The sequence below is a fragment of the Stutzerimonas stutzeri genome, assembly GCF_002890915.1.
GTDB lineage: Bacteria > Pseudomonadota > Gammaproteobacteria > Pseudomonadales > Pseudomonadaceae > Stutzerimonas > Stutzerimonas stutzeri_AF.
Window position 1 is genome coordinate 81,131 of sequence record NZ_POUT01000003.1, and the last position, 22,464, is coordinate 103,594.

Annotated in this window: 19 protein-coding genes; 11 read left to right on the forward strand and 8 right to left on the reverse strand. The window is 64.7% G+C overall.

Annotated elements, in window-relative coordinates; translation table 11 throughout:
* Positions 1–3: 3 nt before the first annotated feature.
* Positions 4–1,728 carry a tetratricopeptide repeat protein gene (locus CXK94_RS07490; RefSeq protein ID WP_102893859.1) on the reverse strand — a complete coding sequence of 575 codons (1,725 nt, stop codon included), beginning with the start codon at positions 1,726–1,728 and terminating at the stop codon, positions 4–6.
* Positions 1,729–1,931: 203 nt separating this feature from the next.
* On the opposite strand from CXK94_RS07490, the gene hemA reads away from it, so the two are divergent.
* From hemA to CXK94_RS07520, 6 genes are all read left to right on the forward strand, one after another.
* Entirely contained in the window at positions 1,932–3,200 is a 1,269-nt protein-coding gene (gene hemA / locus CXK94_RS07495; RefSeq protein WP_102893860.1) for a glutamyl-tRNA reductase, read from the forward strand.
* Positions 3,197–4,279, forward strand: coding sequence for a peptide chain release factor 1 (prfA, locus tag CXK94_RS07500; protein ID WP_102893861.1), 1,083 nt, complete (start codon positions 3,197–3,199; stop codon positions 4,277–4,279). The genes hemA and prfA overlap by 4 nt, the downstream gene beginning before the upstream one ends.
* A 96-nt stretch (positions 4,280–4,375) precedes the next feature.
* Positions 4,376–5,203, forward strand: coding sequence for a peptide chain release factor N(5)-glutamine methyltransferase (gene prmC / locus CXK94_RS07505; protein WP_102894064.1), 828 nt, complete (start codon positions 4,376–4,378; stop codon positions 5,201–5,203).
* Between the two features lie 21 nt (positions 5,204–5,224).
* The gene (locus tag CXK94_RS07510) at positions 5,225–5,980 is read left to right on the forward strand and encodes a molybdopterin-synthase adenylyltransferase MoeB (RefSeq protein WP_102893862.1); all 756 of its coding nucleotides are present in this window, start codon (positions 5,225–5,227) and stop codon (positions 5,978–5,980) included.
* Positions 5,973–6,767 carry a glutamate racemase gene (murI, locus tag CXK94_RS07515; protein WP_102893863.1) on the forward strand — a complete coding sequence of 265 codons (795 nt, stop codon included), beginning with the start codon at positions 5,973–5,975 and terminating at the stop codon, positions 6,765–6,767. The genes CXK94_RS07510 and murI overlap by 8 nt, the downstream gene beginning before the upstream one ends.
* A gap of 84 nt (positions 6,768–6,851) precedes the next feature.
* Entirely contained in the window at positions 6,852–7,370 is a 519-nt protein-coding gene (locus tag CXK94_RS07520; protein ID WP_102893864.1) for an acyloxyacyl hydrolase, read from the forward strand.
* A 49-nt stretch (positions 7,371–7,419) separates the two neighbouring features.
* Here CXK94_RS07520 and CXK94_RS07525 read toward each other — a convergent pair whose 3' ends face one another.
* The 3 genes from CXK94_RS07525 to upp form a co-directional block, all read right to left on the reverse strand.
* Positions 7,420–7,725 (reverse strand): YkgJ family cysteine cluster protein, encoded by a 306-nt coding sequence (locus tag CXK94_RS07525; RefSeq protein ID WP_102893865.1) that lies wholly within the window; start codon positions 7,723–7,725, stop codon positions 7,420–7,422.
* 121 nt (positions 7,726–7,846) lie between these two features.
* Positions 7,847–9,106: a uracil-xanthine permease family protein gene (locus CXK94_RS07530; RefSeq protein WP_102893866.1), complete on the reverse strand. Its 1,260-nt coding sequence runs from the start codon at positions 9,104–9,106 to the stop codon at positions 7,847–7,849.
* A gap of 2 nt (positions 9,107–9,108) precedes the next feature.
* A complete protein-coding gene (gene upp, locus CXK94_RS07535) occupies positions 9,109–9,747 on the reverse strand; it encodes a uracil phosphoribosyltransferase (RefSeq protein WP_102893867.1) in 639 nt (212 codons plus the stop codon).
* Between the two features lie 263 nt (positions 9,748–10,010).
* Between upp and CXK94_RS07540 the strand changes: the two genes are divergently transcribed.
* From CXK94_RS07540 to CXK94_RS07555, 4 genes are all read left to right on the forward strand, one after another.
* Complete coding sequence (locus CXK94_RS07540) at positions 10,011–10,568, forward strand: hypoxanthine-guanine phosphoribosyltransferase (RefSeq protein ID WP_102893868.1); 558 nt, start codon at positions 10,011–10,013, stop codon at positions 10,566–10,568.
* 692 nt (positions 10,569–11,260) lie between these two features.
* The gene (locus CXK94_RS07545; RefSeq protein ID WP_020308396.1) at positions 11,261–13,066 is read left to right on the forward strand and encodes a DUF1302 domain-containing protein; all 1,806 of its coding nucleotides are present in this window, start codon (positions 11,261–11,263) and stop codon (positions 13,064–13,066) included.
* Positions 13,067–13,167: 101 nt separating this feature from the next.
* The gene (locus CXK94_RS07550; protein WP_102893869.1) at positions 13,168–14,529 is read left to right on the forward strand and encodes a DUF1329 domain-containing protein; all 1,362 of its coding nucleotides are present in this window, start codon (positions 13,168–13,170) and stop codon (positions 14,527–14,529) included.
* Positions 14,530–14,800: 271 nt separating this feature from the next.
* The gene (locus CXK94_RS07555) at positions 14,801–17,425 is read left to right on the forward strand and encodes a LuxR C-terminal-related transcriptional regulator (RefSeq protein WP_102893870.1); all 2,625 of its coding nucleotides are present in this window, start codon (positions 14,801–14,803) and stop codon (positions 17,423–17,425) included.
* Positions 17,426–17,577: 152 nt separating this feature from the next.
* Here CXK94_RS07555 and CXK94_RS07560 read toward each other — a convergent pair whose 3' ends face one another.
* The 4 genes from CXK94_RS07560 to CXK94_RS07575 all read right to left on the reverse strand — a co-directional run bounded on the left by CXK94_RS07560 (position 17,578) and on the right by CXK94_RS07575 (position 19,400).
* Entirely contained in the window at positions 17,578–17,844 is a 267-nt protein-coding gene (locus CXK94_RS07560) for a DUF3509 domain-containing protein (RefSeq protein ID WP_102893871.1), read from the reverse strand.
* A gap of 129 nt (positions 17,845–17,973) precedes the next feature.
* Entirely contained in the window at positions 17,974–18,231 is a 258-nt protein-coding gene (locus CXK94_RS07565; protein WP_037041179.1) for a YebG family protein, read from the reverse strand.
* 98 nt (positions 18,232–18,329) lie between these two features.
* Positions 18,330–18,794 carry a multidrug transporter gene (locus tag CXK94_RS07570; protein ID WP_102893872.1) on the reverse strand — a complete coding sequence of 155 codons (465 nt, stop codon included), beginning with the start codon at positions 18,792–18,794 and terminating at the stop codon, positions 18,330–18,332.
* A 150-nt stretch (positions 18,795–18,944) separates the two neighbouring features.
* Positions 18,945–19,400 (reverse strand): DciA family protein, encoded by a 456-nt coding sequence (locus CXK94_RS07575; RefSeq protein ID WP_037041185.1) that lies wholly within the window; start codon positions 19,398–19,400, stop codon positions 18,945–18,947.
* A 296-nt stretch (positions 19,401–19,696) separates the two neighbouring features.
* Between CXK94_RS07575 and secA the strand changes: the two genes are divergently transcribed.
* On the forward strand, positions 19,697–22,435 hold the full coding sequence (gene secA, locus CXK94_RS07580; RefSeq protein WP_037041188.1) for a preprotein translocase subunit SecA: 2,739 nt from the start codon (positions 19,697–19,699) through the stop codon (positions 22,433–22,435).
* Positions 22,436–22,464 lie beyond the last annotated feature (29 nt).

The following is a 22,464-nucleotide window of genomic DNA, read 5'->3' on the forward strand; positions in this document are numbered from 1 at the left end:
GGATCAGGGCTTCTCCGAGCCGGTCAGCCGCTTCAGCGTGTCGCGCAGAACCTGGCTGTCGGGTTGTTGTTTCAATGCCTCTGACCAGACCGCGCGGGCCTCGCGGCGTTCGCCGCGGGCCCACAGCACTTCGCCGAGGTGCGCGGCCACTTCGTGGTCCGGGAAGCGCTGCAGGGCCTTGCGCAAGTGGCTCTCGGCCTCGGCGAGGTTGCCCAGGCGGAAGTTGACCCAGCCGAGGCTGTCGAGAATCGCCGGGTCTTCCGGGTTGAGCTGGTAGGCCTGTTCGATCAGTTGCAGCGCTTCGTCATGGCGGTCGGTGCGGTCGGCGAGGGTGTAGCCCAGCGCATTGAGCGCCATGGCGTTGTCCGGTTCGCGCTCGATGATGAAGCGCAGGTCGCTTTCCAGTTGCGCCAGGTCGCCACGTTTCTCGGCGAGCATGGCGCGGGTGTAGAGCAGGTTGAGGTCGTCCGGGAATTCCTCGAGCGCCTGTTCGGCCAGTTGCCAGGCCTGCTCGGTGCGGTTGTGCTCGGAGAGCGCCTCGATCTCGATCAGATACAGCTGGATGGCATAGTCGGGTTGCTGTTGGCGTGCCTGGGCGAGCAGCGCGGAGGCTTCCTGGTCGCGTTTGCTGGCATACAGCAGCTGGCTCTGCAGCAGCTTGGCCGGCAGGTATTCGTTGCCCGCTCCGACCTGCTCCAGTGCCTCCAGCGCCTTGGCCGTGTCACCCATGGCCTGGTAGGCGCGGCCGAGGTTGAAATAAGCGGCATCGACATGGCTGCCGCGTTCGATCAGCTCCTCCAGGTAGACGGTGGCTTCGCGCCAGGCTTCGGCTTCCAGGCAGACCAGCGCCATGGAAAAGCGCAGGTCGTCGTCGGTGGGGTTCTGCTGCACCAGGGTGGCGAATTCGCCCATGGCGTCTTCGAGGCGGTCATGTTCCACCAGCAGGCGGGCATAGGTCAGGCGCAGGCGCTTGTCTTCCGGGTGCTGGCGCAGGCTTTTTTCCAGCAGCGGCAGCGCCTCGTCGCCGCGTTGCAGGCTGTGCAGCAGGCGGGCTTCGAGCAGGATGGAGGGAATCTGCCGTTCGCGGGCCGGCTGTGCCTGCAGCAGGGCCAGGGCTTCCTCGGTGCGGCCGTCCTGCTGCAGCAGCACCGCCTTGCCGAAAGTCAGTTGTGGGTTGTCCGGGTGCTTGGCGAGGAGTTGATCGAAGCTCTGCAGCAGGCCGGCGCGGGTGTCGGGGTCGGTTTCCGCGGCCGACAGGGCGAGGAAGTCGAAATGCGTGTCGCCCTGGCCCTGCAGGACCTTTTCCATGAACTCGAGCGATTGTTCGTAACGGCCGGCGCGTGCCAGTTGCACCGCCGCGGCGCGCTGGGCATCGAGGTTCTCCGGTGCATTGCGGGCCCAGATCAGTGACGTATCCAGCGCCGCCTGATCGGCACCGAGGTATTCGGCGATGCGAAAGCCGCGCTCGGCGACGCCGGCATCCTGGGTCGCATGGGCCTGCTGGACGTAGTTGCCCAGGGCGATGTCGAAGCGGTTGCGCTGGCCGGCCAGTTCCGCCACCAGCAGGGCGTAGAGCGACTCGCGGCTGAACGAGCCTTGCTCCGTCACGGCAGGCGGGCTCTCCGGCGTCGCGTCCTCGACCGGCGGGCCGCTGTCCGGAGCGCTCTGCATGAAGGTCTGGCAGCCACCGAGAAACAGCAGGGCGGCAAGGGCGACGAGTCTTTTCATAGGGAAATGTACGGCTGGTATGCGGTTGCGGCATGATGACACAAGCCGCCAGGCAAGCCCATGGGCGCCAGGCAGGCACTGCGGACCGGGCCCTGGGAGTGGCGGCGGCACGTCCGATCCATCCGACAATCGAGGGCGGTGGTTGTTCTCCATCTGACGAAGTAGGAGAATTGCGCGCTCCGTTTTCGACTCAGCGATTCTGCATGGCTTTCCTCGCGCTTGGCATCAATCACAAGACCGCTTCGGTGGACGTCCGCGAGCGCGTGGCCTTCACTCCCGAGCAGATGGTCGAGGCCTTGCGGCAGCTGTGTCGCGTCACGCCCACGCGCGAGGCGGCGATTCTCTCCACCTGCAACCGCAGCGAGCTCTATCTCCAGCAGGACCAGGTCGAAGCCGACGCTGTGCTGGCCTGGCTGGCCAACTACCATCGCCTCAGCCTCGACGATCTGAAGGCGTGCGCCTATGTGCATGTCGATGATCAGGCCGTGCGCCACATGATGCGGGTCGCCTCGGGGCTCGATTCGCTGGTGCTGGGCGAGCCGCAGATCCTCGGCCAGATGAAGTCGGCCTACGCCGTGGCACGCGAGGCCGGCAGCGTCGGTCCGCTGCTGGGGCGGCTGTTCCAGGCGACGTTCAGCACCGCCAAGACCGTGCGCACCGATACCGCGATCGGCGAGAACCCGGTTTCCGTGGCCTTCGCCGCGGTCAGCCTGGCGCGGCAGATCTTCAGCGATCTGCAGCGCAGCCAGGCGCTGCTGATCGGCGCCGGCGAGACCATCACCCTGGTTGCCCGCCACCTGCACGAGCAGGGCGTGAAGAAGATCGTCGTAGCCAACCGTACCCTCGAACGTGCCAGTGCCCTGGCCGCCGAGTTCGGTGCGCAGGCGATCCTGCTCGCCGACATTCCCGAAGAACTGCACAACAGCGACATCGTCATCAGCTCCACTGCCAGCCAGTTGCCGATCCTCGGCAAGGGCGCGGTGGAACAGGCACTCAAGCGGCGCAAGCACAAGCCGATGTTCATGGTCGACATCGCCGTGCCGCGCGATATCGAGCCGCAGGTCGGCGAGCTGGACGACGTCTACCTGTATTCCGTCGACGACCTGCATGAAGTGGTCGCGGAGAACCTCAAGAGCCGCCAGGGGGCGGCCCAGGCCGCCGAGGAGCTGGTGGCCGCCGGCACCGACGACTTCATGCAGCGCCTGCGCGAACTGGCCGCGGTGGACGTGCTCAAGGCCTACCGCCAGCATGCCGAGCGGATTCGCGACGAGGAGCTGGGCAAGGCCCAGCGCCTGCTGGCCAACGGCGGCAACGCCGACGAGGTGCTGGCGCAGCTGGCGCGTGGGCTGACCAACAAGCTGCTGCATGCCCCCAGCGTGCAGTTGAAGAAGCTCTCCGCCGAGGGCCGCGTCGAGGCGCTGAGCATGGCCCAGGAACTCTTCGCCCTGCACGAGGGCACGGAAAAACCATGAAAGCTTCGCTGCTGAACAAGCTCGACGTCCTGCAGGACCGTTTCGAGGAACTCACCGCGCTGCTCGGCGATGCCGAGGTGATCAGCGACCAGAGCCGTTTCCGCGCCTATTCGCGCGAATACGCCGAGGTCGAGCCGGTGATCGGGACTTATCGCCAGCTGCGCAAGGTCCGTCAGGACCTCGAGGGCGCCCAGGCGCTGCTCAAGGACAGCGACCCCGATCTGCGCGAGATGGCCGAGCAGGAAGTGGCCGAGGCCAAGGAGCAACTGGAGACGCTGGAAGGCAACCTGCAGCGTATGCTGCTGCCCAAGGACCCCAACGACGGGCGCAACGTGTTCCTCGAGATCCGCGCCGGCACCGGCGGCGACGAGGCGGCGATCTTCGCCGGCGACCTGTTCCGCATGTATTCGCGCTATGCCGAGAAGCAGGGCTGGCGGGTCGAGATCCTCTCCGAGAGCGAGGGCGAGCACGGCGGCTTCAAGGAAGTGATCTCGCGCGTCGAAGGCGACAACGTCTACGCCAAGCTCAAGTTCGAGTCCGGTGCGCACCGCGTGCAGCGCGTACCGGAAACCGAATCCCAGGGGCGCATCCACACCTCCGCCTGCACCGTGGCGGTGCTGCCGGAGCCGGACGAGCAGGCGGCGGTGGAGATCAACCCGGCCGAGCTGCGCATCGACACTTATCGTTCCTCCGGCGCTGGTGGCCAGCACGTCAACAAGACCGATTCGGCGATCCGCATCACCCACCTGCCCACCGGCATCGTCGTCGAGTGCCAGGAGGAGCGTTCGCAGCACAAGAACCGCGCCAAGGCCATGGCCTGGCTGGCGGCCAAGCTGCAGGACCGCCAGGATGCCGCGGCGCACAAGGAAATCTCCGAGACACGCAAGCTGCTGGTCGGTTCCGGCGACCGCTCCGAGCGTATCCGTACCTATAACTTCCCGCAGGGGCGGGTCACCGATCACCGCGTCAACCTGACCTTGTATTCGCTCAATGAAGTGATTGGCGGGGCGATGGAGCAGGTGATCGAGCCGCTGCTGCAGGAATACCAGGCCGATCAGTTGGCCGCGCTGGGCGATTGATCGGCTTTTCATGTGGTCGCGGAGGTACTCGCGATGCGTGCTGTATTCGACCTCGACCTTGATCGCCAGCAAGTTGGCTCCTACCAGGGAGGCGCCGTGGAAACCATCGAATCCCTGCTGCAAGCGGTCGACCTGCCCGACTCGCCGAGTCCGCGGCTGGATGCCGAACTGCTGCTCGCCCACGTGCTCGGCAAGCCGCGCAGCTATCTGCGCACCTGGCCGGAGCAGGTGCCGAGCGCCGAGCTGCGCCAGGCCTTTGCAGAGTGCCTGCGCCGCCGCCGCGCGGGCGAGCCGGTGGCCTATATCCTTGGTCGCCAGGGCTTCTGGAGCCTGGAGCTGGACGTCGCGCCGCAGACGCTGATTCCGCGCCCGGACACCGAACTGCTGGTGGAAACCGCGTTGACGCTGCTGCCGGCCACACCGGTGCGGGTGCTCGACCTCGGTACCGGCACCGGCGCGATCGCGCTGGCGCTGGCGGCGGAGCGTCCGGGCTGGCAACTGACCGGCGTCGACCGGGTGGACGAGGCCGTCGCCTTGGCCGAGCGCAACCGGCAGCGCCTCGGCCTGGGCAACGCGCGGTTCACGGTCAGCCACTGGTTTTCCGCCCTGCAAGGCGAGCGTTACCGGCTGATCGTCAGCAACCCGCCCTATATTCCGGCGGCCGACCCGCACCTGCAGCGCGGCGACGTGCGCTTCGAGCCGCGCAGTGCGCTGGTGGCCGGCGCGGACGGGTTGGACGACATCCGCCTGATCGCCGCCCAGGCGCCCGTTCACCTGGAGCCCGGCGGCTGGCTGCTGCTCGAACATGGCTACGATCAGGCCGCCGCGGTGCGCGAACTGCTGGAGGTGGCGGGTTTCGGCGAGGTGCAGAGCCGCCGCGATCTCGCCGGGCACGAACGCATCAGCCTGGGCCGCCTGCCATGAATCATTCCGCGAGGTCCTTGCATGCTCAGTGACGAAGAACTGCTGCGCTACAGCCGGCAGATCCTGCTCAAACAGGTGGATGTCGACGGGCAGCTGCGGCTCAAGCAGAGCCGGGCGCTGATCGTCGGGCTCGGCGGGCTCGGCTCGCCGGTGGCGCTCTACCTGGCGGCGGCCGGCGTCGGCGAGCTGCACCTGGCCGATTTCGACACGCTGGACCTGACCAACCTGCAGCGGCAGATCGCCCACGACAGCCGCTCGCTGGGCCTGCACAAGGTCGACTCGGCCATGGCGCGCCTGGAGGCGCTGAATCCGCTCGTGCGGCTGGTGCCGTACCGCAGTGGGCTGGACGCGGACTCCCTCGATGCGGCAGTCGCCGGCGTCGACCTGGTGCTCGACTGCACGGACAATTTCGCCATCCGCGAAGCGGTCAACGCCGCCTGCGTGAAGGCGCAGAAGCCGCTGGTCAGCGGTGCGGCGATCCGTCTCGAGGGGCAGTTGTCGGTGTTCGATCCGCGTGATGCGGCCAGTCCCTGCTACCACTGCCTCTACGGCCACGGCAGCGAGGCCGAGCTGACCTGCAGCGAGGCCGGGGTGATCGGCCCGCTGGTGGGGCTGGTCGGCAGCCTGCAGGCGCTGGAAGCGCTGAAATTGCTGGCCGGCTTCGGCGAGCCGCTGGTGGGCCGGCTGCTGCTGGTCGATGCGTTCTCCAGCCGTTTCCGTGAGCTGCGGGTCAAGCGCGATCCCGCCTGCGCCGTCTGCGGGCGCGCCGATGGATAGATGCCCAGCCCCGATCGGGGTGTTCGATTCCGGTGTCGGCGGGCTCTCGGTGCTGCGTGCGATCCGCCAGCGCCTGCCGCAGGAGTCGTTGCTCTATCTGGCCGACAGCGCCCATGTGCCCTATGGCGAGAAAAGCCCCGAGTACATTCGCGAACGCTGCCGCGTCATTGCGGCCTTTCTCCTCGAACAGGGGGCGAAGGCACTGGTGTTGGCCTGCAACACGGCCACCGCCGCCGGCATCAACGAGTTGCGCGAGCTGTACCCGCGCCTGCCGATCATCGGCATGGAGCCGGCGGTCAAGCCGGCCGCCCTGGCGACCCGCAGTGGAGTGGTCGGCGTGCTCGCCACCACCGGCACGCTGAAGAGTGCCCGCTTCGCCGCGTTGCTCGATCGCTTCGCCACGGACGTCCGCGTCATCACCCAGCCCTGTCCCGGGCTGGTCGAGCGCATCGAGGCCGGCGACCTGTGCAGTGCGCAGACGCGCGCGATGCTCGCCGGCTGGGTCGAGCCGTTGCTGGCGCAGGGCTGCGACACCTTGATCCTGGGCTGCACGCATTATCCCTTCATCAGGCCGCTGCTGACCGAACTGCTGCCGGCCGACGTTCGCCTGATTGATACGGGGGCGGCGGTCGCGCGACACTTGCATGAAGTGATGGCTGAACGCCATCTTCTCGTCGCGACAGAGGCGCAACAGCGCTTCTACTGCAGCGGTGATCCGCAGCGAATGGCGCGGGTGCTGCCTATACTTTGGGGTGAAAATGCAGCAGTCGAGTTCTTCGCGGGCTAGGAACTCCCGGTTCGCCTGGTTTTCTCAGACGTTGCGGGCAATAAAAAACCAAAACGAACGAAGTGTTTTTATAAGGAAGTTTCCATGAAAAAACTGTTCTCCTTGGCCGCTGTGGCGGCGCTGTCCATGGGGCAGATAGCGGCCGCCCAAGCGGTGGATTTCACCGCCGCTATCGGTCACACCAGCGAGTCGACCATGACCTATCGATTGGGCGCCCAGTTCGACTTCGGCACCAGTTGGTTCCAGACCGGCACGGGGCGCCTGACCGGTTACTGGGATGCCGGCTACACCTACTGGGAGGGTGACGACAGCAGCAGTAACCACAGCCTCTCGCTGACGCCGGTATTCGTCTACGAATTCGCCGGGCAGTCGGTCAAGCCGTACCTCGAGGCGGGCATCGGTATCGCTGCGTTCGAAAACACCGAGGTCGAAGGCAACAAGCTCGGCTCGTCGTTCCAGTTCGAGGACCGCCTCGGCGCCGGCCTGCGCTTCGCCGGCGGCCACGAAGTGGGTGTGCGGGCGATCCACTACTCCAACGCCGGCCTGAAGCAGCCGAACGATGGCATCGAGACCTACTCGCTGCACTATCGCATGGCGTTCTGAAGCAGCCCTCGTTGACGCTGCAGGGCATGCCGTTCGGCCCTGCAGTGCCCTAGCGGTAGGCCGAAGCGCTTCCCCGGCGCTCTTGCAGGCAATCCGCCGAGCCCAGCTCGAATTCCCGGCAGATCAATGGCCGGTTCGCATAGATGGTGCAGCGCATGCTGTCGCGATCGAGCGCCGCGCACCAGCCATCCTCCAGCCGCCGCATGACTTCGCCGCCCCAGGCATCGACCTCGATGAAGCGCTCCGGCACGCCGGTGTCGCCGAACAGCAGCACTTCGAGGCGACAGCAGCAGGCCGCGCAGCTGGAGCAGCTCACGGTGGGGGCGTGCAGCTGCAGATGGGGGATTTCGTTCATCGGCGCAGTGTAGCGAGCCTCACGACATGATTTGCGCATGAATGCCCAACGGCCTGTATCGACGATGTGAAAACCGATGGCGAGCTACGGCCCGCTCGGCGAGCACCGGCGCCGCGCCGGCTCAAACGCTGTCGTTCAACTGCTTGTTGCGCCAGCCATCGCCGCCGGGCAGCAGCAGGTTGAGCAGCAGGGCGATGATCGCGCATAGCGAGATGCCGGAAAGGGTGAACTCGCCATAGCCGATGGCCATGCCGCCGATGCCGAACACCAGGGTCACCGAGACGATGATCAGGTTGCGCGCCTCGGACAGGTCGACCTGGTGGCGGATCAGCGTGCTCAGGCCGACCACCGCGATCGAACCGAACAGCAGGCAGAGAATCCCGCCCATCACCGGTACCGGAATGCTCAGCAGTCCGGCGCCGAACTTGCCGATGAACGCCAGGGCGATGGCGAACACCGCCGCCCAGGTCATGATCTTCGGGTTGTAATTCTTGGTCAGCATGACGGCGCCGGTGACTTCGGCGTAGGTGGTGTTCGGCGGGCCGCCGAACAGGCCGGCGGCGGAGGTGGCGACACCGTCACCGAGCAGGGTGCGGTGCAGGCCGGGCTTCTTGACGTAGTTGTTGCCCGTCACGCTGCCGATGGCCACCACGCCGCCGATGTGCTCGATGGCCGGCGCCAGCGCCACCGGAACCATGAACAGGATGGCACCGAGGTGGAACTCGGGGGCGATGAAGTTGGGCATGGCCAGCCAGGGCGCCGCGGCGATACCGCTGGTATCGACCACGCCGAACGCGAGCGCCAGCCCGTAGCCGACCGCGACGCCGGCCAGGATCGGCACCAGGCGGAACAGGCCCTTGCCCAGCACCGCCACCAGCAGCGTGGTCACCAGGGCGGGCATGGAGATCAGCATGGCCGTCTCGTAGGGAATCAGCTGGGCGCTGCCGTCACCGGCCTTGCCCATGGCCATGTTCACCGCCACCGGGGACAGCGCCAGGCCGATGGAGATGATCACCGGGGCGATGACTACCGGCGGCAGCAGGCGATCGATGAAGCCCGCCCCCTTCAGGCGCACGGCAAACCCCAGCAGGACATACACCAGGCCGGCCGCCACCACGCCACCCATCACCGCCGGCAGACCGAACTCGCCCTTGGCGGCAATGATCGGGGCGATGAAGGCGAAGCTGGAGGCGAGGAACACCGGAACCTGGCGGCGGGTCACCAGCTGGAACAGCAGGGTGCCGAGCCCGGCGGTGAACAGCGCCACATTGGGGTCCATCCCGGTGATCAGCGGCATCAGCACCAGCGCGCCGAAGGCCACGAACAGCATCTGCGCGCCGGCCAGGATCTGGCGGCCGACGGATTCCTCCATGTGCGACATGCTCAGATGTCCTTCTGCTTGGTGCCGAAGATCTTGTCGCCGGCATCGCCGAGGCCCGGCACGATGTAGCCGTTCTGGTCCAGGCGCTGATCGATGGAGGCGGTGTAGATGACGACGTCCGGGTGCGCCTGTTCCACCTTGGCGATGCCTTCCGGTGCGGCGACCAGGACCAGGGCGCGGATTTCCTTGCAGCCGGCCTTCTTCAGCATGTCGATGGTGGCCACCATCGAGCCGCCGGTGGCCAGCATCGGGTCGATGATGATCGCCAGGCGTTGCTCGATTTCCGGGACCAGCTTTTCCAGGTAGGTCTGGGCCTGCAGGGTTTCTTCGTTGCGCGCGATCCCCACCGCGCTGACCTTGGCACCGGGAATCAGGCTGAGCACGCCGTCGAGCATGCCGATCCCGGCACGCAGGATCGGCACCACGGTGATCTTCTTGCCGGAGATTTTCTCGACCTGGACCGGGCCGCACCAGCCATCGATGCTGTAATGTTCCAGCGGCAGGTCCGAGGTCGCTTCGTAGGTGAGGATCGAGCCGACTTCCTGAGCCAGTTCGCGGAAGTTCTTGGTGCTGATGTCGGCACGGCGCATCAGGCCGAGTTTGTGGCGGATCAGCGGGTGGCGGATCTCTCGAATGGGCATGGGGGGGCTCCGGCGGGCGAATAAACCGGCTTAGATTAAAGCATCACCGGGTCAGCGGCTATTCGCCCGTCATTCATCCCATGGACTTGCCGCCCGAATGCAGGGTGAGTATCTTCCCCGCCCTTTCGCGGGCGGCTGAAAAGTGGTCCGTTCGGCCAGGTTTTGCGTTGCGTAGGCTATCGACTGCAGCGTGGATCGGCCTGGCGGCCCGCCGGGTTTGCTGGCGTTCCTATCAATCTTGTCTACCACTGGGGAATCGCACCATGTCCGTCGATCTCGCACACATCCGTCAAGTCATGGCAGAAGCGGACTGCCTTTACACCGAGGCGCAGGTCGAATCGGCTATCGCCGCGGTCGCGCAGCAGATCAACGGCGAACTGGCCGAACGCAACCCGGTAGTGTTCTGCGTGATGAACGGCGGCTTGATCTTTTCCGGCAAGTTGCTGCCCAAGCTGAACTTCCCGCTGGAGCTGTCCTACCTGCATGCGACCCGTTACCGCAACGAGACCAGTGGTGGCGAGCTGTTCTGGAAGGCCAAGCCGGAAATCTCCTTCATCGACCGCGACGTGCTGATCATCGATGACATCCTGGACGAAGGGCACACGCTGGGGGCGATCATCGATTTCTGCCGTCACGCCGGCGCTTCGGCGGTGCACACCGCCGTGTTGATCGACAAGGATCACCAGCGCAAGGCGCGTCCTGACCTGAAGGCCGACTACGTCGGGCTCAGTTGCATCGATCGCTACATCTTCGGCTATGGCATGGACTACAAGGGCTACTGGCGTAATGCGCCGGGCATCTATGCGGTAAAAGGTATGTGATTCGGCTGATGCCGCCTTTGCAGGAGGCCTGCCCTCGAGGCGATGCTCTTCAGGCTTCAGGCTTCAGGCTTCAGGCTTCAGGCTTCAGGCTTCAGGCTCCAGGCTCCAGGCAGCCCTTCGGCCTGCATCGCCGCGAGGGCGCGCCCACAGGAGGTCGGTGAGGGCTGTGCTGTTTTTGTGGGAGGCCCGCCCTCGGGGCGATGCTTTTCAAGCTTCAAGCCTATGGCAGGTCTTCGATTTGCATTGCCCCCTTGGCGTCGCACCCTGACGCTTCACTGCGGTGTTTCGTTTCGCCCCAACTGGCACCCGAAGTAACGCTCGCTGGCCGCTAGCCTGTTCGCGCCATCTCCGTTCGGATGGCGCGGCTCCTGCCTCTCGCCCTGCCGGCGCCGGGTCATTCGCCCTGTTTCGGGCGCCGTATCTCCGCCATGAATAGCACTTTAGGCTAACTGGCCGACATTTCTCCCATTTCGCCGGCGCAAAGGCTCTGCGACGGGCTTTGCGGTGCGCGGAATCAAGGCTAATCTCAGGTGAGCCCTGAACGGCATGGCCAGACGAAATCACGCTGAAAGCCAATGCTGGAAAGGCTATTCATACTAAAGGATTACAAGCTAAATCAAACCTTAGTGCGCTTAACCCTCCTTCTACGTCTGGGTAGGGTTTACGCACTTCGAACCAATCAGGAGCGCCTCATGACAAAAACAACAAGGCAAGGAATCTTCCAGCCGAAGTCCCTAGCTCTCGCCGTAGCGCTGGGCACTGCCGCCCCGGCTTACGCCGTGAGCTTCAATATCGGCGAGATCGAAGGGCAATTCGACTCGGCGATGTCCATCGGTGCCAGCTGGTCCATGGCGGACAGGGACAGGGATCTGGTCGGCATCAACAACGGCGGTACCGGCTTTACCCAGACCGGCGACGATGGTCGTCTGAACTTCAAGAAGGGCGAGACCTTCTCCAAGATTTTCAAGGGTGTGCACGATCTCGAGCTTCGTTATCGCGATAGCGGTGCCTTCGTTCGCGGCAAGTATTGGTATGACTTCGAGCTGAAGGATGAGAGTCGTCTTTTCAAGGACATCAGCGACAGCAACCGGAAAGAAGCCGCTCAATCATCCGGCGCGCAAATTCTGGACGCGTTCGTCTATCACAATTATTCCGTTGGTGATCTGCCCGGGACCGTCCGTCTTGGGAAGCAGGTAGTGAGCTGGGGCGAAAGTACCTTTATCGGTAACAGCATAAACTCCATCAATCCCTTGGACGCTGCAGCATTCCGCCGGCCGGGTGCTGAGATCAAAGAGGGGCTGATTCCGGTCAATATGTTCTACATCTCGCAGAGCCTGACCGACCGGTTGAGCATGGAGGCGTTCTATCAACTCGAGTGGGATCAGACCGTTGCCGATAATTGCGGTACTTTCTTCGCTGTAGATGTCGTTCAGGATGGTTGTGATGCCAACTACCACGTGGGCAGCCCGGCAATCGCTCCTCTTCAACCCGTCGCTGCTGCGTTCGGGCAGGGGTTCGAAGTCACTCCTGAGGGTGTGGTTTTGCCGCGAGCTGGCGACCGGGATGCACGTGATTCGGGGCAGTTCGGTCTTGCATTGCGCTGGTTGGGTGATGCCACCGAGTATGGTGCGTATTTCATGAATTACCACAGTCGGACGCCAAACGTCAGTACGCGATCTGCTGGCTTGGCTACCGCAGCGCAGCTGCCTGGCATTATCGGTACAGCTAATGGGCTCGTGCCTGGTGCTGGCTCTGGTTTGGCGCAGAGCGTCATGCTTGGCAACGGCCGCTATTACCTTGAGTACCCCGAAGATATCCAGCTTTACGGCCTTAGCTTCTCTACGACATTGCCCACTGGCACCGCGTGGTCTGGTGAGATCAGCTATCGACCCAATGCACCGGTTCAGCTGAATACTCAAGACCTTACTCGGGCTTTGCTTAATCCCCTTGCGCCGGGAACCTCTCCCATTGAAAGTACTTTCGGTGCAGAAAATCGCGGCTACAACCGCAAGGAAATCACCCAGTTGCAGACCACATTCACTCACTTCTTCGATCAAGTACTGGGCGCTGGTAGGGTGACCGTGGTGGGCGAGGTCGGCTACACGCATGTCGGCGGTCTCGAGAGCACCAGCGAACTGCGCTATGGGCGTGATCCTATCTACGGCACCCCGGATGATCCAGCCGCTTTGGCCCGCTACGGCCGCCACGGTTTCGTCACCGCCAACTCCTGGGGCTACCGCCTGCGTGGCATCGCGGACTACGACAACGTCTTCGCCGGCATCAACCTCAAGCCCAACCTGTCCTTCTCCCACGACGTCGACGGCTACGGCCCCAACGGTCTGTTCAACGAAGGCTCCAAGGCGGTCAGCATTGGTCTGGATGCCGAGTACCAGAATATGTACACCGCCAGCCTGTCCTACACCGATTTCTTCGGCGGCGACTACAACACGCTGGTTGACCGCGACTTCCTCGCGTTCAGCGTGGGCGTGAACTTCTAAGGAGACCAGCCGAGTGTCCGGCCGATGAGGATGATCGGCCGGACATCAGCGACAGGCATGGGCCTCCGGCCTATAACAAGATCAAGAGGAACTGGAATCGTATGAAAAAAACAGGAAAGCTATTGAGTGTCTTGGCCTTCTCCCTGCTCGCCAGCAGTGTGATGGCCGCGGTTTCCCCCGAAGAAGCGGCCAAACTCGGAACGTCCCTCACGCCGCTGGGTGCGGAGAAGGCCGGTAACGCAGACGGCACCATTCCCGAGTGGACCGGCGGCTTGAAGACCGACGCCGCGCCGCTCAAGAGCGGCCATCTGACCAACCCGTTCAAGGATGAGCAGCCCAAGTTCGTCATCACCGCGCAGAACGCCGAGCAGTACAAGGACAAGCTGACCGCCGGCCAGCTGGCCATGTTCAAGCGCTATCCGGATACCTACAAGATCCGGGTATTCCCGACCCACCGTAGTGTCGCCGTTCCGGACGAGATCTACGCAGCTGCCAAGACCAGCGCCCTGAACACCGAGCTCGTCGAGGGCGGCAACGGTCTGGCCAACTTCACCGAGAGCCGCTACTACGCGTTCCCGATTCCGCAGAACGGCCTGGAAGTGGTATGGAACCACATCACCCGCTATCGCGGTGGCAACGTGCGCCGCAACATCGTCCAGGCGACGCCGCAGACCAATGGCAGCTACACCATGGTCCACTTCGAGGATGAGGTCGCCTTCCCGTCGGGAATGACCGATCTGGATCCGGAGCGCGCCAAGAATGCCCTGCTGTTCTTCAAGCAGCGGGTAACCGCGCCGTCGCGTCTGGCGGGCAACGTGCTGCTGGTGCACGACTCGCTGGACCAGGTGAAGGACCCGCGCCAGGCGTGGATCTACAATGCCGGCCAGCGTCGCGTGCGTCGTGCTCCACAGGTGGCCTACGACGGTCCGGGTACCGCTTCGGATGGTATGCGGACCACCGACAACTTCGACATGTTCAGCGGCGCGCCGGATCGCTACGACTGGAAGCTGGTGGGCAAGAAGGAGCTGTACGTGCCCTATAACAGCTTCGATATCGCCTCCAGCGACCTCAAGTACGACGACATCATCAAGGCCGGCCACGCCAACCAGGATCTGGCGCGCTACGAGCTGCACCGTGTCTGGGAGATCGAAGCCACGCTCAAGAGCGGCGAGCGCAACATCTACGCCAAGCGGCGCTTCTTCGTCGACGAGGACAGCTGGACCATCGTCCAGTCGGAGCTGTACGACGGCCGTGGCCAGCTGTGGCGCGTAGGTGAAGCCCACCTGCTGCAGTACTACCAGCACAAGGTGCCGGCATATGCCTTCGAGGCGCTGTACGACATCATCTCCGGCCGCTACATCGCCATCGGCATGAGCAACGAGGAGAAGCCCCACGAGTACGGCTATCGCGCCTCGGCGCGGGACTTCACGCCTGCGGCGCTGCGCAATGCCGGGGTGCGTTGATCCCGGGGCATTTCGTCGATGAATAAAGGCGGCCAATTGGCCGCCTTTTTTTCTGCCTCGAACAAGCGGATGATAATTTTCGTTCATTCGGCTTGCAGCCAGTCGGCGCGGCAGCTGAGCGGCACGGGTCGACAAAGCGGTGCAATTGCTGCAGCGTTGCATCCCGCGATGTCGGCATGAGCGGGCATCGCCGTCGTGATCGGGCCGCAAGGTCCGGTCGATGGCGTGCGCTGTGTTTCAATGGATTGATTCGAACAAGAGAACCATTGCCATGTCCGTACGCTTCATTCCTGATGCGCTCAGCGCAGAGGCTGGCGCTCAGGGGCAAGTCGCTACGATTCCACGTCTGCCACCTGTCCACATACCGCGGCCGAGGTTGATCGAGGCGCTACTGGCCGCCGATTGCCGGTTGCGCCTGATCTGTGCCCCCGCCGGCTTCGGCAAGACCGTGCTGATGAGCGAGTGCGCCCGCCTGGTCCCGGCGGATACGCAGTTGATATGGCTTGACCTGGGCGGACGTACCTGCTCCCCCGAGGCGTTGCACGCCCAGTTGGCTGTCGCGTTGTCGGAAAGCCTGGAGCGCGACGCCAGTGTCCAGGACGGGCTGTTGGCCTTGTTGCGCAGCGCCCGGCAGCCGCTGTGGATCATGCTGGACGACTATCCGCGTGAGCGCAGCCCCGAACTCGATGCCTGCCTCGATATGCTGCTGGACATGGGGCCGGCCTCGGTCAGCTGGTGGGTGACCAGTCGCCGCCAGCCGGCCTGGAAGCTGCCGAGGCTCTTGTTGCAGGGCCATCTGTTCGAACTGGAGGCGGAGGCCCTGGCACTGACTTCGGCGGAGCTCGAACAGCTGCTCAAGATGCACCGGTTGGCGCTGCCGCGCGAGAGCTTCCAGCAACTGCTCGGCGGTACCGAAGGCTGGCCGGCGGGCGTCTGCCTGATGCTGCTCAATGCCGATGAACAGGCGCTGCGCGAGCGCCTGGTCGCCGGCACGCCACTGCTGCGCGACTACGTGCAGCGCGAGGTGCTGGCGGGGCAGAGTGACGAAGTCCGGCGAGCCTTGATGGCGCTGGCGCGCATGCCACGCTTCTCCGCGGAGCTTTGCGACCACGTGCTCGACGGTGTGGGCAGCGACATTCTCGATGTGCTCAAGACGTTCCAGCTGTTCATCCGGCAGATCGACAACTGCGGCGAGTGGTTCCGCCTGTGGAAGCCGCTGGCGCTGATGCTGCAGCGCTCCAGCGAGGCGGTCTCGCCGACCCAGGTGCACCTGCGCGCCTGCCAGTGGTTCGCCAGCCGCGGCGAGATGCGCGAAGCCGTGGAGCATGCATTGTGGGCGGGGCAGCCGGAGGTGGCCGCCAACTACCTGCAGCGCTACGGGCAGGAACAACTGCTGATCGGTGACAACGTCTCGCATTTTCTCAAGTGGCGCAGCGAGCTACCCCAGGATCTGTTCGCCAGCACCACGCGGCTGATCGTGCTGCAGGGCTGGGCGTTGATCGTCTCGGCGCGCCTCGATGAGGTGGATGAGTGCCTGGCCGAACTGGCCAAGTTCTTTCCCCAGCCGGACGCCCGGCGCCAGGCCCAGCTGCTGGCTCAATGGCAGGCGTTACGGGGCTTCCTGGCGCGCCTGCGGGGTGAGCCGGAGGCGCGCGAGAATTGTCTGCAGGCGCTCGAAGTCCTGTCCGATCATGCCTGGGCGCAGCGCGTGTTGTGCTACCAGGCGTTGACGCAGCAGGCGATGGCCGAGGGCGAGCTGGAGCTGGCGCAACACTACAACAGCGAGGGCATGAAGCTTGCGCGCCTCAAGGGGAGCGTGCTCTACGAAGTGATGCTCAGCGTCGATCGCATCCAGTTGCTCGAACTTACCGGCGAATTCGAGCGCGCCGTTGGCGTATTGGACGAGGCGCTGCAGGCACTGCGCGAAACGGTGCGCCATAGCCCGATCATCGGCCGGCTGCAGCTCCTGCAGGGCCACCTGCTGGCTTATCAGGGGCTCGATGAGCCCGCCCAGGAGGCGTACCAGCGCGGCAAGGTGGAGACGGAAACCTGCGGCGATTCGTACTGCTTCTTCGGCTATGTCGGGCTTGCGGAGCTGGCCGCGCGCAACCAGGAGTTTTCCTGCGCCTATCACTGGCTGCGCGAGGCCGAGCGGCTTACGCAGTGGCGGCATGTGCCGGAGGCGCGCTTTCGCGGCATCCTGCTGCTGATTACCGGCGTCGCCTGGTTGCACCAGGGCGAGTTGCGCAAGGCACGTGCGGTGCTGTGCCAGGTATTGGAGCTCTACGAGGGCAAGGGCTATCTGGCGCCATCGGGCTTCTACGAACTGCTGCCAAGGCTGCGCCGCTACCTGGCGGTGATCGATGTGCTCGAGGGGCATCCGGAGCGGGCGATCATGGCGTTGCGTGGGCAGGTCGAGCAGAACCTGCGTGCGCAGCGCCTGGGGCTGGCGTGCGAGTGCCGCTTCACGCTGGCGGAAGCGCTGCAGGCCAGCGGCCAGACGGCCGAGGCGGAACAGGAGTTGCGCCTGGCGCTCGGCGAAGCGGCCCGCCAGCAGCTGGTCAAGCCGTTGTACGAGCTGGAGCATCGCCAGCCTCTCTGGCTGGCGCGCGTCATGCCGGCTGCCGCCAAGGGCGAGTCGTTGCGCGATCGCTTGTTGCAATACGAGCGCGAGCCGGATGAAGCGGGGCCGGTGCCCGACAATCTGCTGCTGAGCAACCGTGAGCTGACCGTGTTGCGTCTGATCGCCCAGGGCTGTTCGAACCAGGAGATCGCCGAGCAGCTGTTCATTTCGCTGCACACGGTCAAGACCCATGCGCGCCGGATCAACACCAAGCTGGGAGTCGCGCGCCGAACGCAGGCGGTGGCCAAGGCCAAGACGCTGGCCTGGCTCTGACGGTCGCCGATGCCGGGCCGCCGGTCTGCTTGCAGGCACGGCGGCACGCTGCACACCCTCGAGGGGCGACAGGCGGAAGGGGTGGGGCGTTCTTGTTTTTGTGGCGCTGAAACGCGGACGGTACGGCAGCCTGCAGGCAATCAGGCGAGGCGTTACAGGGCGGCGGGCTGGAGCCTTTCGCCCGGTATGGCTGGGGCCTGCTCGCCGCGCTCGATGGCGAGGCTGAATTGCAGGCTGGTGATCAAGCGTTGCAACTGTTGCTGGTCCCGCCATTGCTCGGCGCTGATGAAGCGCTTCACGGCCACCCCCTCGGCTCCGGTCAGGGTCAGTAGAATGCTGCCGTCCGGTTTCTCGATGCTGAAGTTGACGTTGTAGTGGGGACGAAACACATCGCTGATCTTCTGGAATGAGCTGGTCATGCCTGAGTACCTGTGTGAGGGGCTGCCAGCAATGGACCCGGCAAGACGGTGACAAGTTTCCCGTGTGCGACGAGGGCCTGACCCGAGGCCAACCGCCATGGCGCGTCCTGCCTGGCGGCCCTTCTTCGCTCAGGCTGTCTCGCCCGGCAATTCGGAAAGGGCGTCGGGGTTGTTCTTGAAGGCCTTGGCGAACTGTTCGCGGTGCCTGGCCATATAGATGCCGAGGTCTTCGGCCTGCTGTTCGCTCAGCGTGGGCGATGCATGCCGCAACACTGCCGCCAGCGCTTCGGCGAGCTCCAGCATCTTGTCGTGACGATCGGCTTCGGCTTTATCCATGAACAAACGCTCCAGGTCCCGGCTGCTGCGGTACACCACTTCGACGGCCATTTACCACCTCGGTCAATTGGCAGAAATATACTGTTTGTTTGTACAGTGTAAGCCGGCCGGGCGAAGATGAACAGTGCCCGTGCGCAGCGAAGGTCGCGTCAGTTGGCGAAACGGCCCTGCAGGCGTTCGGCGCGAAATTCCAGCGTGGCGGCGCGATAACCGCTGCGCAGCGGCGGCAAGGGCAGGCAGGATTCCCAGTGCGCACCGCTCTGCAAATCGCCGGGCCCTTGATAGGTCGGGGCCTCGAAGGTGGCGCGTGCCAGGTTGGTGCGCGAGCCCGGCGCATAGACGGCGACCTCCCAGCGCAGCTCCTGCAGGGGCTTGTCGCTGTGGTTGTGCAGGCTCGTGTACAGCGGCTGGGCACCGGGACAGCGCTCGGGGGCATAGACCAGGCGCAACTCGAGCTGGGCCAGCAACTGTTCTTCACGATGCTCTTGCCAGAGCACCCAGCCGGCAATCAGTACCAGGCCCAGCGCGGCCCCCAACGAGACGGGCACCGCTCTGAGCGGGTAGCGAATCAGCAGTATCAGCCAGGTGAGGACGAGCAGGGCGCCAATCAGCATGGTCGGATTCCGGGAGTCGGGTAGCCGGGGGCTGTGGATGGTTCGGCGCAGGCCTTTGGAGTCCGGCGTGGCCGCGAGCGAAACGCCAGCCGACCCCGGGCACGGGTGCTGCCCCGCGATGGCCGATGCACGGCACCGGCGGGACGGATCTCAGGCGTCATGCTGGGCATGGCTGGCCAGGCGTTCCAGGGCGGCGCGCAGTTTGGGGTCGCGGATACCCTGGGCGGCGGCCTGGATGCTGTCGGCGGCGTTGCTGGAAAGCGGCTGGGTGCGGGGCGGCATATGCCGCGGCGGTGGCGCTGGCTGCACTTTGATCTGGATGCGGGCCAGCCCGGCAAACTCCTCGAACGCTTGCAGCTGACGCAGCAGGCGACGCTGTTGGTAGCGCAGGCGCGTCGCCCAGTGGCCATCGGTGACGATCAGCAGCAGGCTGCCCTCGCGCCAGGTGGCCACGCGGCAATGCTCGCGCGCCGCCGGCTGCAGCTGGCTTTCCAGCAGTTGCTGCAGGCGGTCGAGTCGCAGGGCTTCCCCGAATAGTGCTCTGAGCGGCTTCGCCTCGCGCAGCAGGGCGGCGGGAGCGCGGGCCGGCGACGGACGAAAGGCCATGGCGGTATGTCTTGAACGCAGGAGCCGACATGGTAGCAGAAGCTTTCGCGCCATCGCGTCGATGCTTCCAGGCCGGTCATGGTCGATGCGCCGCTGCCCGCTTCGGGCCGGCCAGTCCGGCGAGCTCCGGTGGCGGCGATGACCATGCGGTCAAGCGCCGGTGGCTTCGCGGCGTCGCCGGGCTGCGCGGTCAGGCACCTTTCCTCACTGTCGTTTCCGAGTAGAATGGCCGCTTTGCACGCAGCCGTGAGGTCCACGGCCGTGCCTCCATCCCCAGCATGGAAGTCCTTGTCGATATGTTTGCGCCTTTATTGAAGAAACTCTTTGGAAGCAAGAATGAGCGTGAGGTCAAACGCATGCTCAAGGCGGTGCAGGCCGTCAATGCCCTCGAAGAGCGGATGCTGTCGCTTTCCGACGAGCAACTGCGGAGCAAGACCGAAGAGTTCAAGGCCCGTCTCGATAAAGGCGAAACCCTCGACCAGATCCTTCCCGAGGCCTTCGCCGTCTGCCGCGAGGCCGGCAAGCGTGTGATGGGCATGCGCCATTTCGACGTTCAGCTCATCGGTGGCATGACCTTGCACGAAGGCCGCATCGCCGAGATGCGCACCGGTGAGGGCAAGACCCTGGTCGCCACCCTAGCGGTCTATCTGAATGCGCTGGCCGGCAAAGGCGTGCATGTGGTGACGGTCAACGATTACCTGGCACGTCGCGACGCCAACTGGATGCGTCCGTTGTACGAATTCCTCGGCCTCACGGTCGGTATCGTCACGCCGTTCCAGCCGCCGGAAGAGAAGCGCGCCGCCTACGCCGCCGACATCACCTACGGCACCAACAACGAATTCGGTTTCGACTACCTGCGCGACAACATGGCGTTCAGCCTGGAGGAGAAGCACCAGCGCGAGCTCAATTTCGCCGTCATCGACGAGGTCGACTCCATCCTGATCGACGAGGCGCGCACCCCGCTGATCATTTCCGGCCAGGCCGAAGACAGCTCCAAGCTCTACCAGCAGATCAACCAGCTGATCCCGCACCTCAAGCAGCACATCGAGGAGGAAGAGGGCGTCGTTACCCAGGAAGGCCACTTCACCGTCGATGAGAAGACCCGCCAGGTGGAACTGAACGAGCAGGGCCACCAGTTCATCGAGGAACTGCTGACCAAGGCCGGCCTGCTCGCCGAGGGCGAAAGTCTCTATTCGGCGCACAATCTCGGCTTGCTGACCCATGTCTATTCCGGGCTGCGCGCGCACAAGCTGTTCCATCGCAACGTCGAATACATCGTGCAGAACAACCAGGTGCTGCTGATCGACGAGCACACCGGCCGTACCATGCCCGGCCGCCGTCTCTCCGAGGGCCTGCACCAGGCCATCGAGGCGAAGGAAGGGCTGCAGATCCAGCCGGAAAGCCAGACCCTGGCGTCCACCACCTTCCAGAACTACTTCCGCCTGTACAAGAAACTCTCCGGCATGACCGGTACCGCCGATACCGAGGCCTTCGAGTTCCAGCAGATCTACAACCTGCCGGTGGTGGTCATCCCGACCAACAAGCCGCTGGCGCGCAAGGATTTCAACGACCTGGTCTACCTGACCCAGGAAGAGAAGTTCGCCGCGATCATCGCCGACATCAAGGAATGCCGGGAGCAGGGCCGGCCGGTGCTGGTCGGCACCGCCACCATCGAGACCTCCGAGTACGTCTCGCGCCTGCTGGAGAAGGAAGGCATCGAGCACAAGGTGCTCAACGCCAAGCACCACGACAAGGAAGCCGAGATCATCGCCCAGGCCGGCCGGCCGGGCGCGGTGACCATCGCCACCAACATGGCTGGCCGCGGTACCGACATCCTGCTCGGTGGCAACTGGGAAGTGGAGGTGGCGGCCCTCGAGAATCCGAGCGAGGAACAGGTCGCCCGGATCAAGGCGGACTGGCAGACGCGCCACCAGCAGGTGCTCGAGGCCGGTGGCCTGCACGTGATCGCCTCCGAGCGCCACGAGTCGCGGCGTATCGACAACCAGCTGCGCGGCCGTGCCGGGCGCCAGGGTGACCCGGGTTCCAGCCGCTTCTACCTGTCGCTGGAAGACAACCTGATGCGCATCTTCGCCTCCGACCGGGTGAAGAACTTCATGAAGGCGCTGGGCATGGAGTCTGGCGAGGCGATCGAGCACCGCATGGTCACCAATGCCATCGAAAAGGCGCAGCGCAAGGTCGAGGGACGCAACTTCGACATGCGCAAGCAACTGCTGGAGTACGACGACGTCGCCAACGAGCAGCGCAAGGTCATCTACCACATGCGCAACAGCCTGCTGGCCGCCGATGAAATCGGCCAGACCATCGTCGAGTTCCGCCAGGAAGCGCTGGATGCCGCCATCGGGGGGCACATCCCGCCGCAATCGTTGCCGGAGCAGTGGGACATTCCCGGCCTGGAAGCCACGCTCTACAGCGACTTCGGGGTACGCCTGCCGATCCAGCAGTGGCTCGACGAGGACGAGAAGCTCTACGAGGAAACCCTGCGCGAGAAGATCATGCAGGCCCTGCTCGACGCCTATCGCGAGAAGGAAGAGATGGCCGGTGCCGAGGCGCTGCGCTCCTTCGAGAAGCAGATCGTGCTGCGCGTGCTGGACGATCTGTGGAAGGAGCACCTGTCCACCATGGATCATCTGCGTCACGGCATCCACCTGCGCGGCTACGCACAGAAGAACCCGAAGCAGGAGTACAAGCGCGAGTCCTTCGCGCTGTTCCAGGATCTGCTCGATTCCATCAAGCGCGACAGCATCCGCGTGCTGTCCCATGTCCAGGTACGCCGCGAAGACCCGGCGGAAGAGGAGGCGCGCCTGCGCCGCGAAGCCGAGGAACTGGCGCGCCGCATGCAGTTCCAACATGCGGAAGTCTCCGCGCTGGAGCAACCGGAGGAGCAGGCCGAGGCCGAAGGCCAGGCCGACGTCGCCGTGGCACCGGTGCGCACCGAGCCGAAGATCGGCCGCAACGAGCCCTGCCCATGTGGCTCGGGCAAGAAGTACAAGCATTGCCATGGACAGGTCCAGTAAGCGGAACCTTTCCATGTGAACCCGCGCCG

What these genes read in the sequence shown, in the direction of transcription:
- CXK94_RS07490 (WP_102893859.1), bottom strand. Translation starts at nt 1,728, where the DNA reads ATGAAAAGACTCGTCGCCCTTGCCGCCCTGCTGTTTCTCGGTGGCTGC.
- hemA (WP_102893860.1), top strand. Translation starts at nt 1,932, where the DNA reads ATGGCTTTCCTCGCGCTTGGCATCAATCACAAGACCGCTTCGGTGGAC.
- prfA (WP_102893861.1), top strand. Translation starts at nt 3,197, where the DNA reads ATGAAAGCTTCGCTGCTGAACAAGCTCGACGTCCTGCAGGACCGTTTC.
- CXK94_RS07510 (WP_102893862.1), top strand. Translation starts at nt 5,225, where the DNA reads ATGCTCAGTGACGAAGAACTGCTGCGCTACAGCCGGCAGATCCTGCTC.
- murI (WP_102893863.1), top strand. Translation starts at nt 5,973, where the DNA reads ATGGATAGATGCCCAGCCCCGATCGGGGTGTTCGATTCCGGTGTCGGC.
- CXK94_RS07520 (WP_102893864.1), top strand. Translation starts at nt 6,852, where the DNA reads ATGAAAAAACTGTTCTCCTTGGCCGCTGTGGCGGCGCTGTCCATGGGG.
- CXK94_RS07525 (WP_102893865.1), bottom strand. Translation starts at nt 7,725, where the DNA reads ATGAACGAAATCCCCCATCTGCAGCTGCACGCCCCCACCGTGAGCTGC.
- CXK94_RS07530 (WP_102893866.1), bottom strand. Translation starts at nt 9,106, where the DNA reads ATGTCGCACATGGAGGAATCCGTCGGCCGCCAGATCCTGGCCGGCGCG.
- upp (WP_102893867.1), bottom strand. Translation starts at nt 9,747, where the DNA reads ATGCCCATTCGAGAGATCCGCCACCCGCTGATCCGCCACAAACTCGGC.
- CXK94_RS07540 (WP_102893868.1), top strand. Translation starts at nt 10,011, where the DNA reads ATGTCCGTCGATCTCGCACACATCCGTCAAGTCATGGCAGAAGCGGAC.
- CXK94_RS07545 (WP_020308396.1), top strand. Translation starts at nt 11,261, where the DNA reads ATGACAAAAACAACAAGGCAAGGAATCTTCCAGCCGAAGTCCCTAGCT.
- CXK94_RS07550 (WP_102893869.1), top strand. Translation starts at nt 13,168, where the DNA reads ATGAAAAAAACAGGAAAGCTATTGAGTGTCTTGGCCTTCTCCCTGCTC.
- CXK94_RS07555 (WP_102893870.1), top strand. Translation starts at nt 14,801, where the DNA reads ATGTCCGTACGCTTCATTCCTGATGCGCTCAGCGCAGAGGCTGGCGCT.
- CXK94_RS07560 (WP_102893871.1), bottom strand. Translation starts at nt 17,844, where the DNA reads ATGACCAGCTCATTCCAGAAGATCAGCGATGTGTTTCGTCCCCACTAC.
- CXK94_RS07565 (WP_037041179.1), bottom strand. Translation starts at nt 18,231, where the DNA reads ATGGCCGTCGAAGTGGTGTACCGCAGCAGCCGGGACCTGGAGCGTTTG.
- CXK94_RS07570 (WP_102893872.1), bottom strand. Translation starts at nt 18,794, where the DNA reads ATGCTGATTGGCGCCCTGCTCGTCCTCACCTGGCTGATACTGCTGATT.
- CXK94_RS07575 (WP_037041185.1), bottom strand. Translation starts at nt 19,400, where the DNA reads ATGGCCTTTCGTCCGTCGCCGGCCCGCGCTCCCGCCGCCCTGCTGCGC.
- secA (WP_037041188.1), top strand. Translation starts at nt 19,697, where the DNA reads ATGTTTGCGCCTTTATTGAAGAAACTCTTTGGAAGCAAGAATGAGCGT.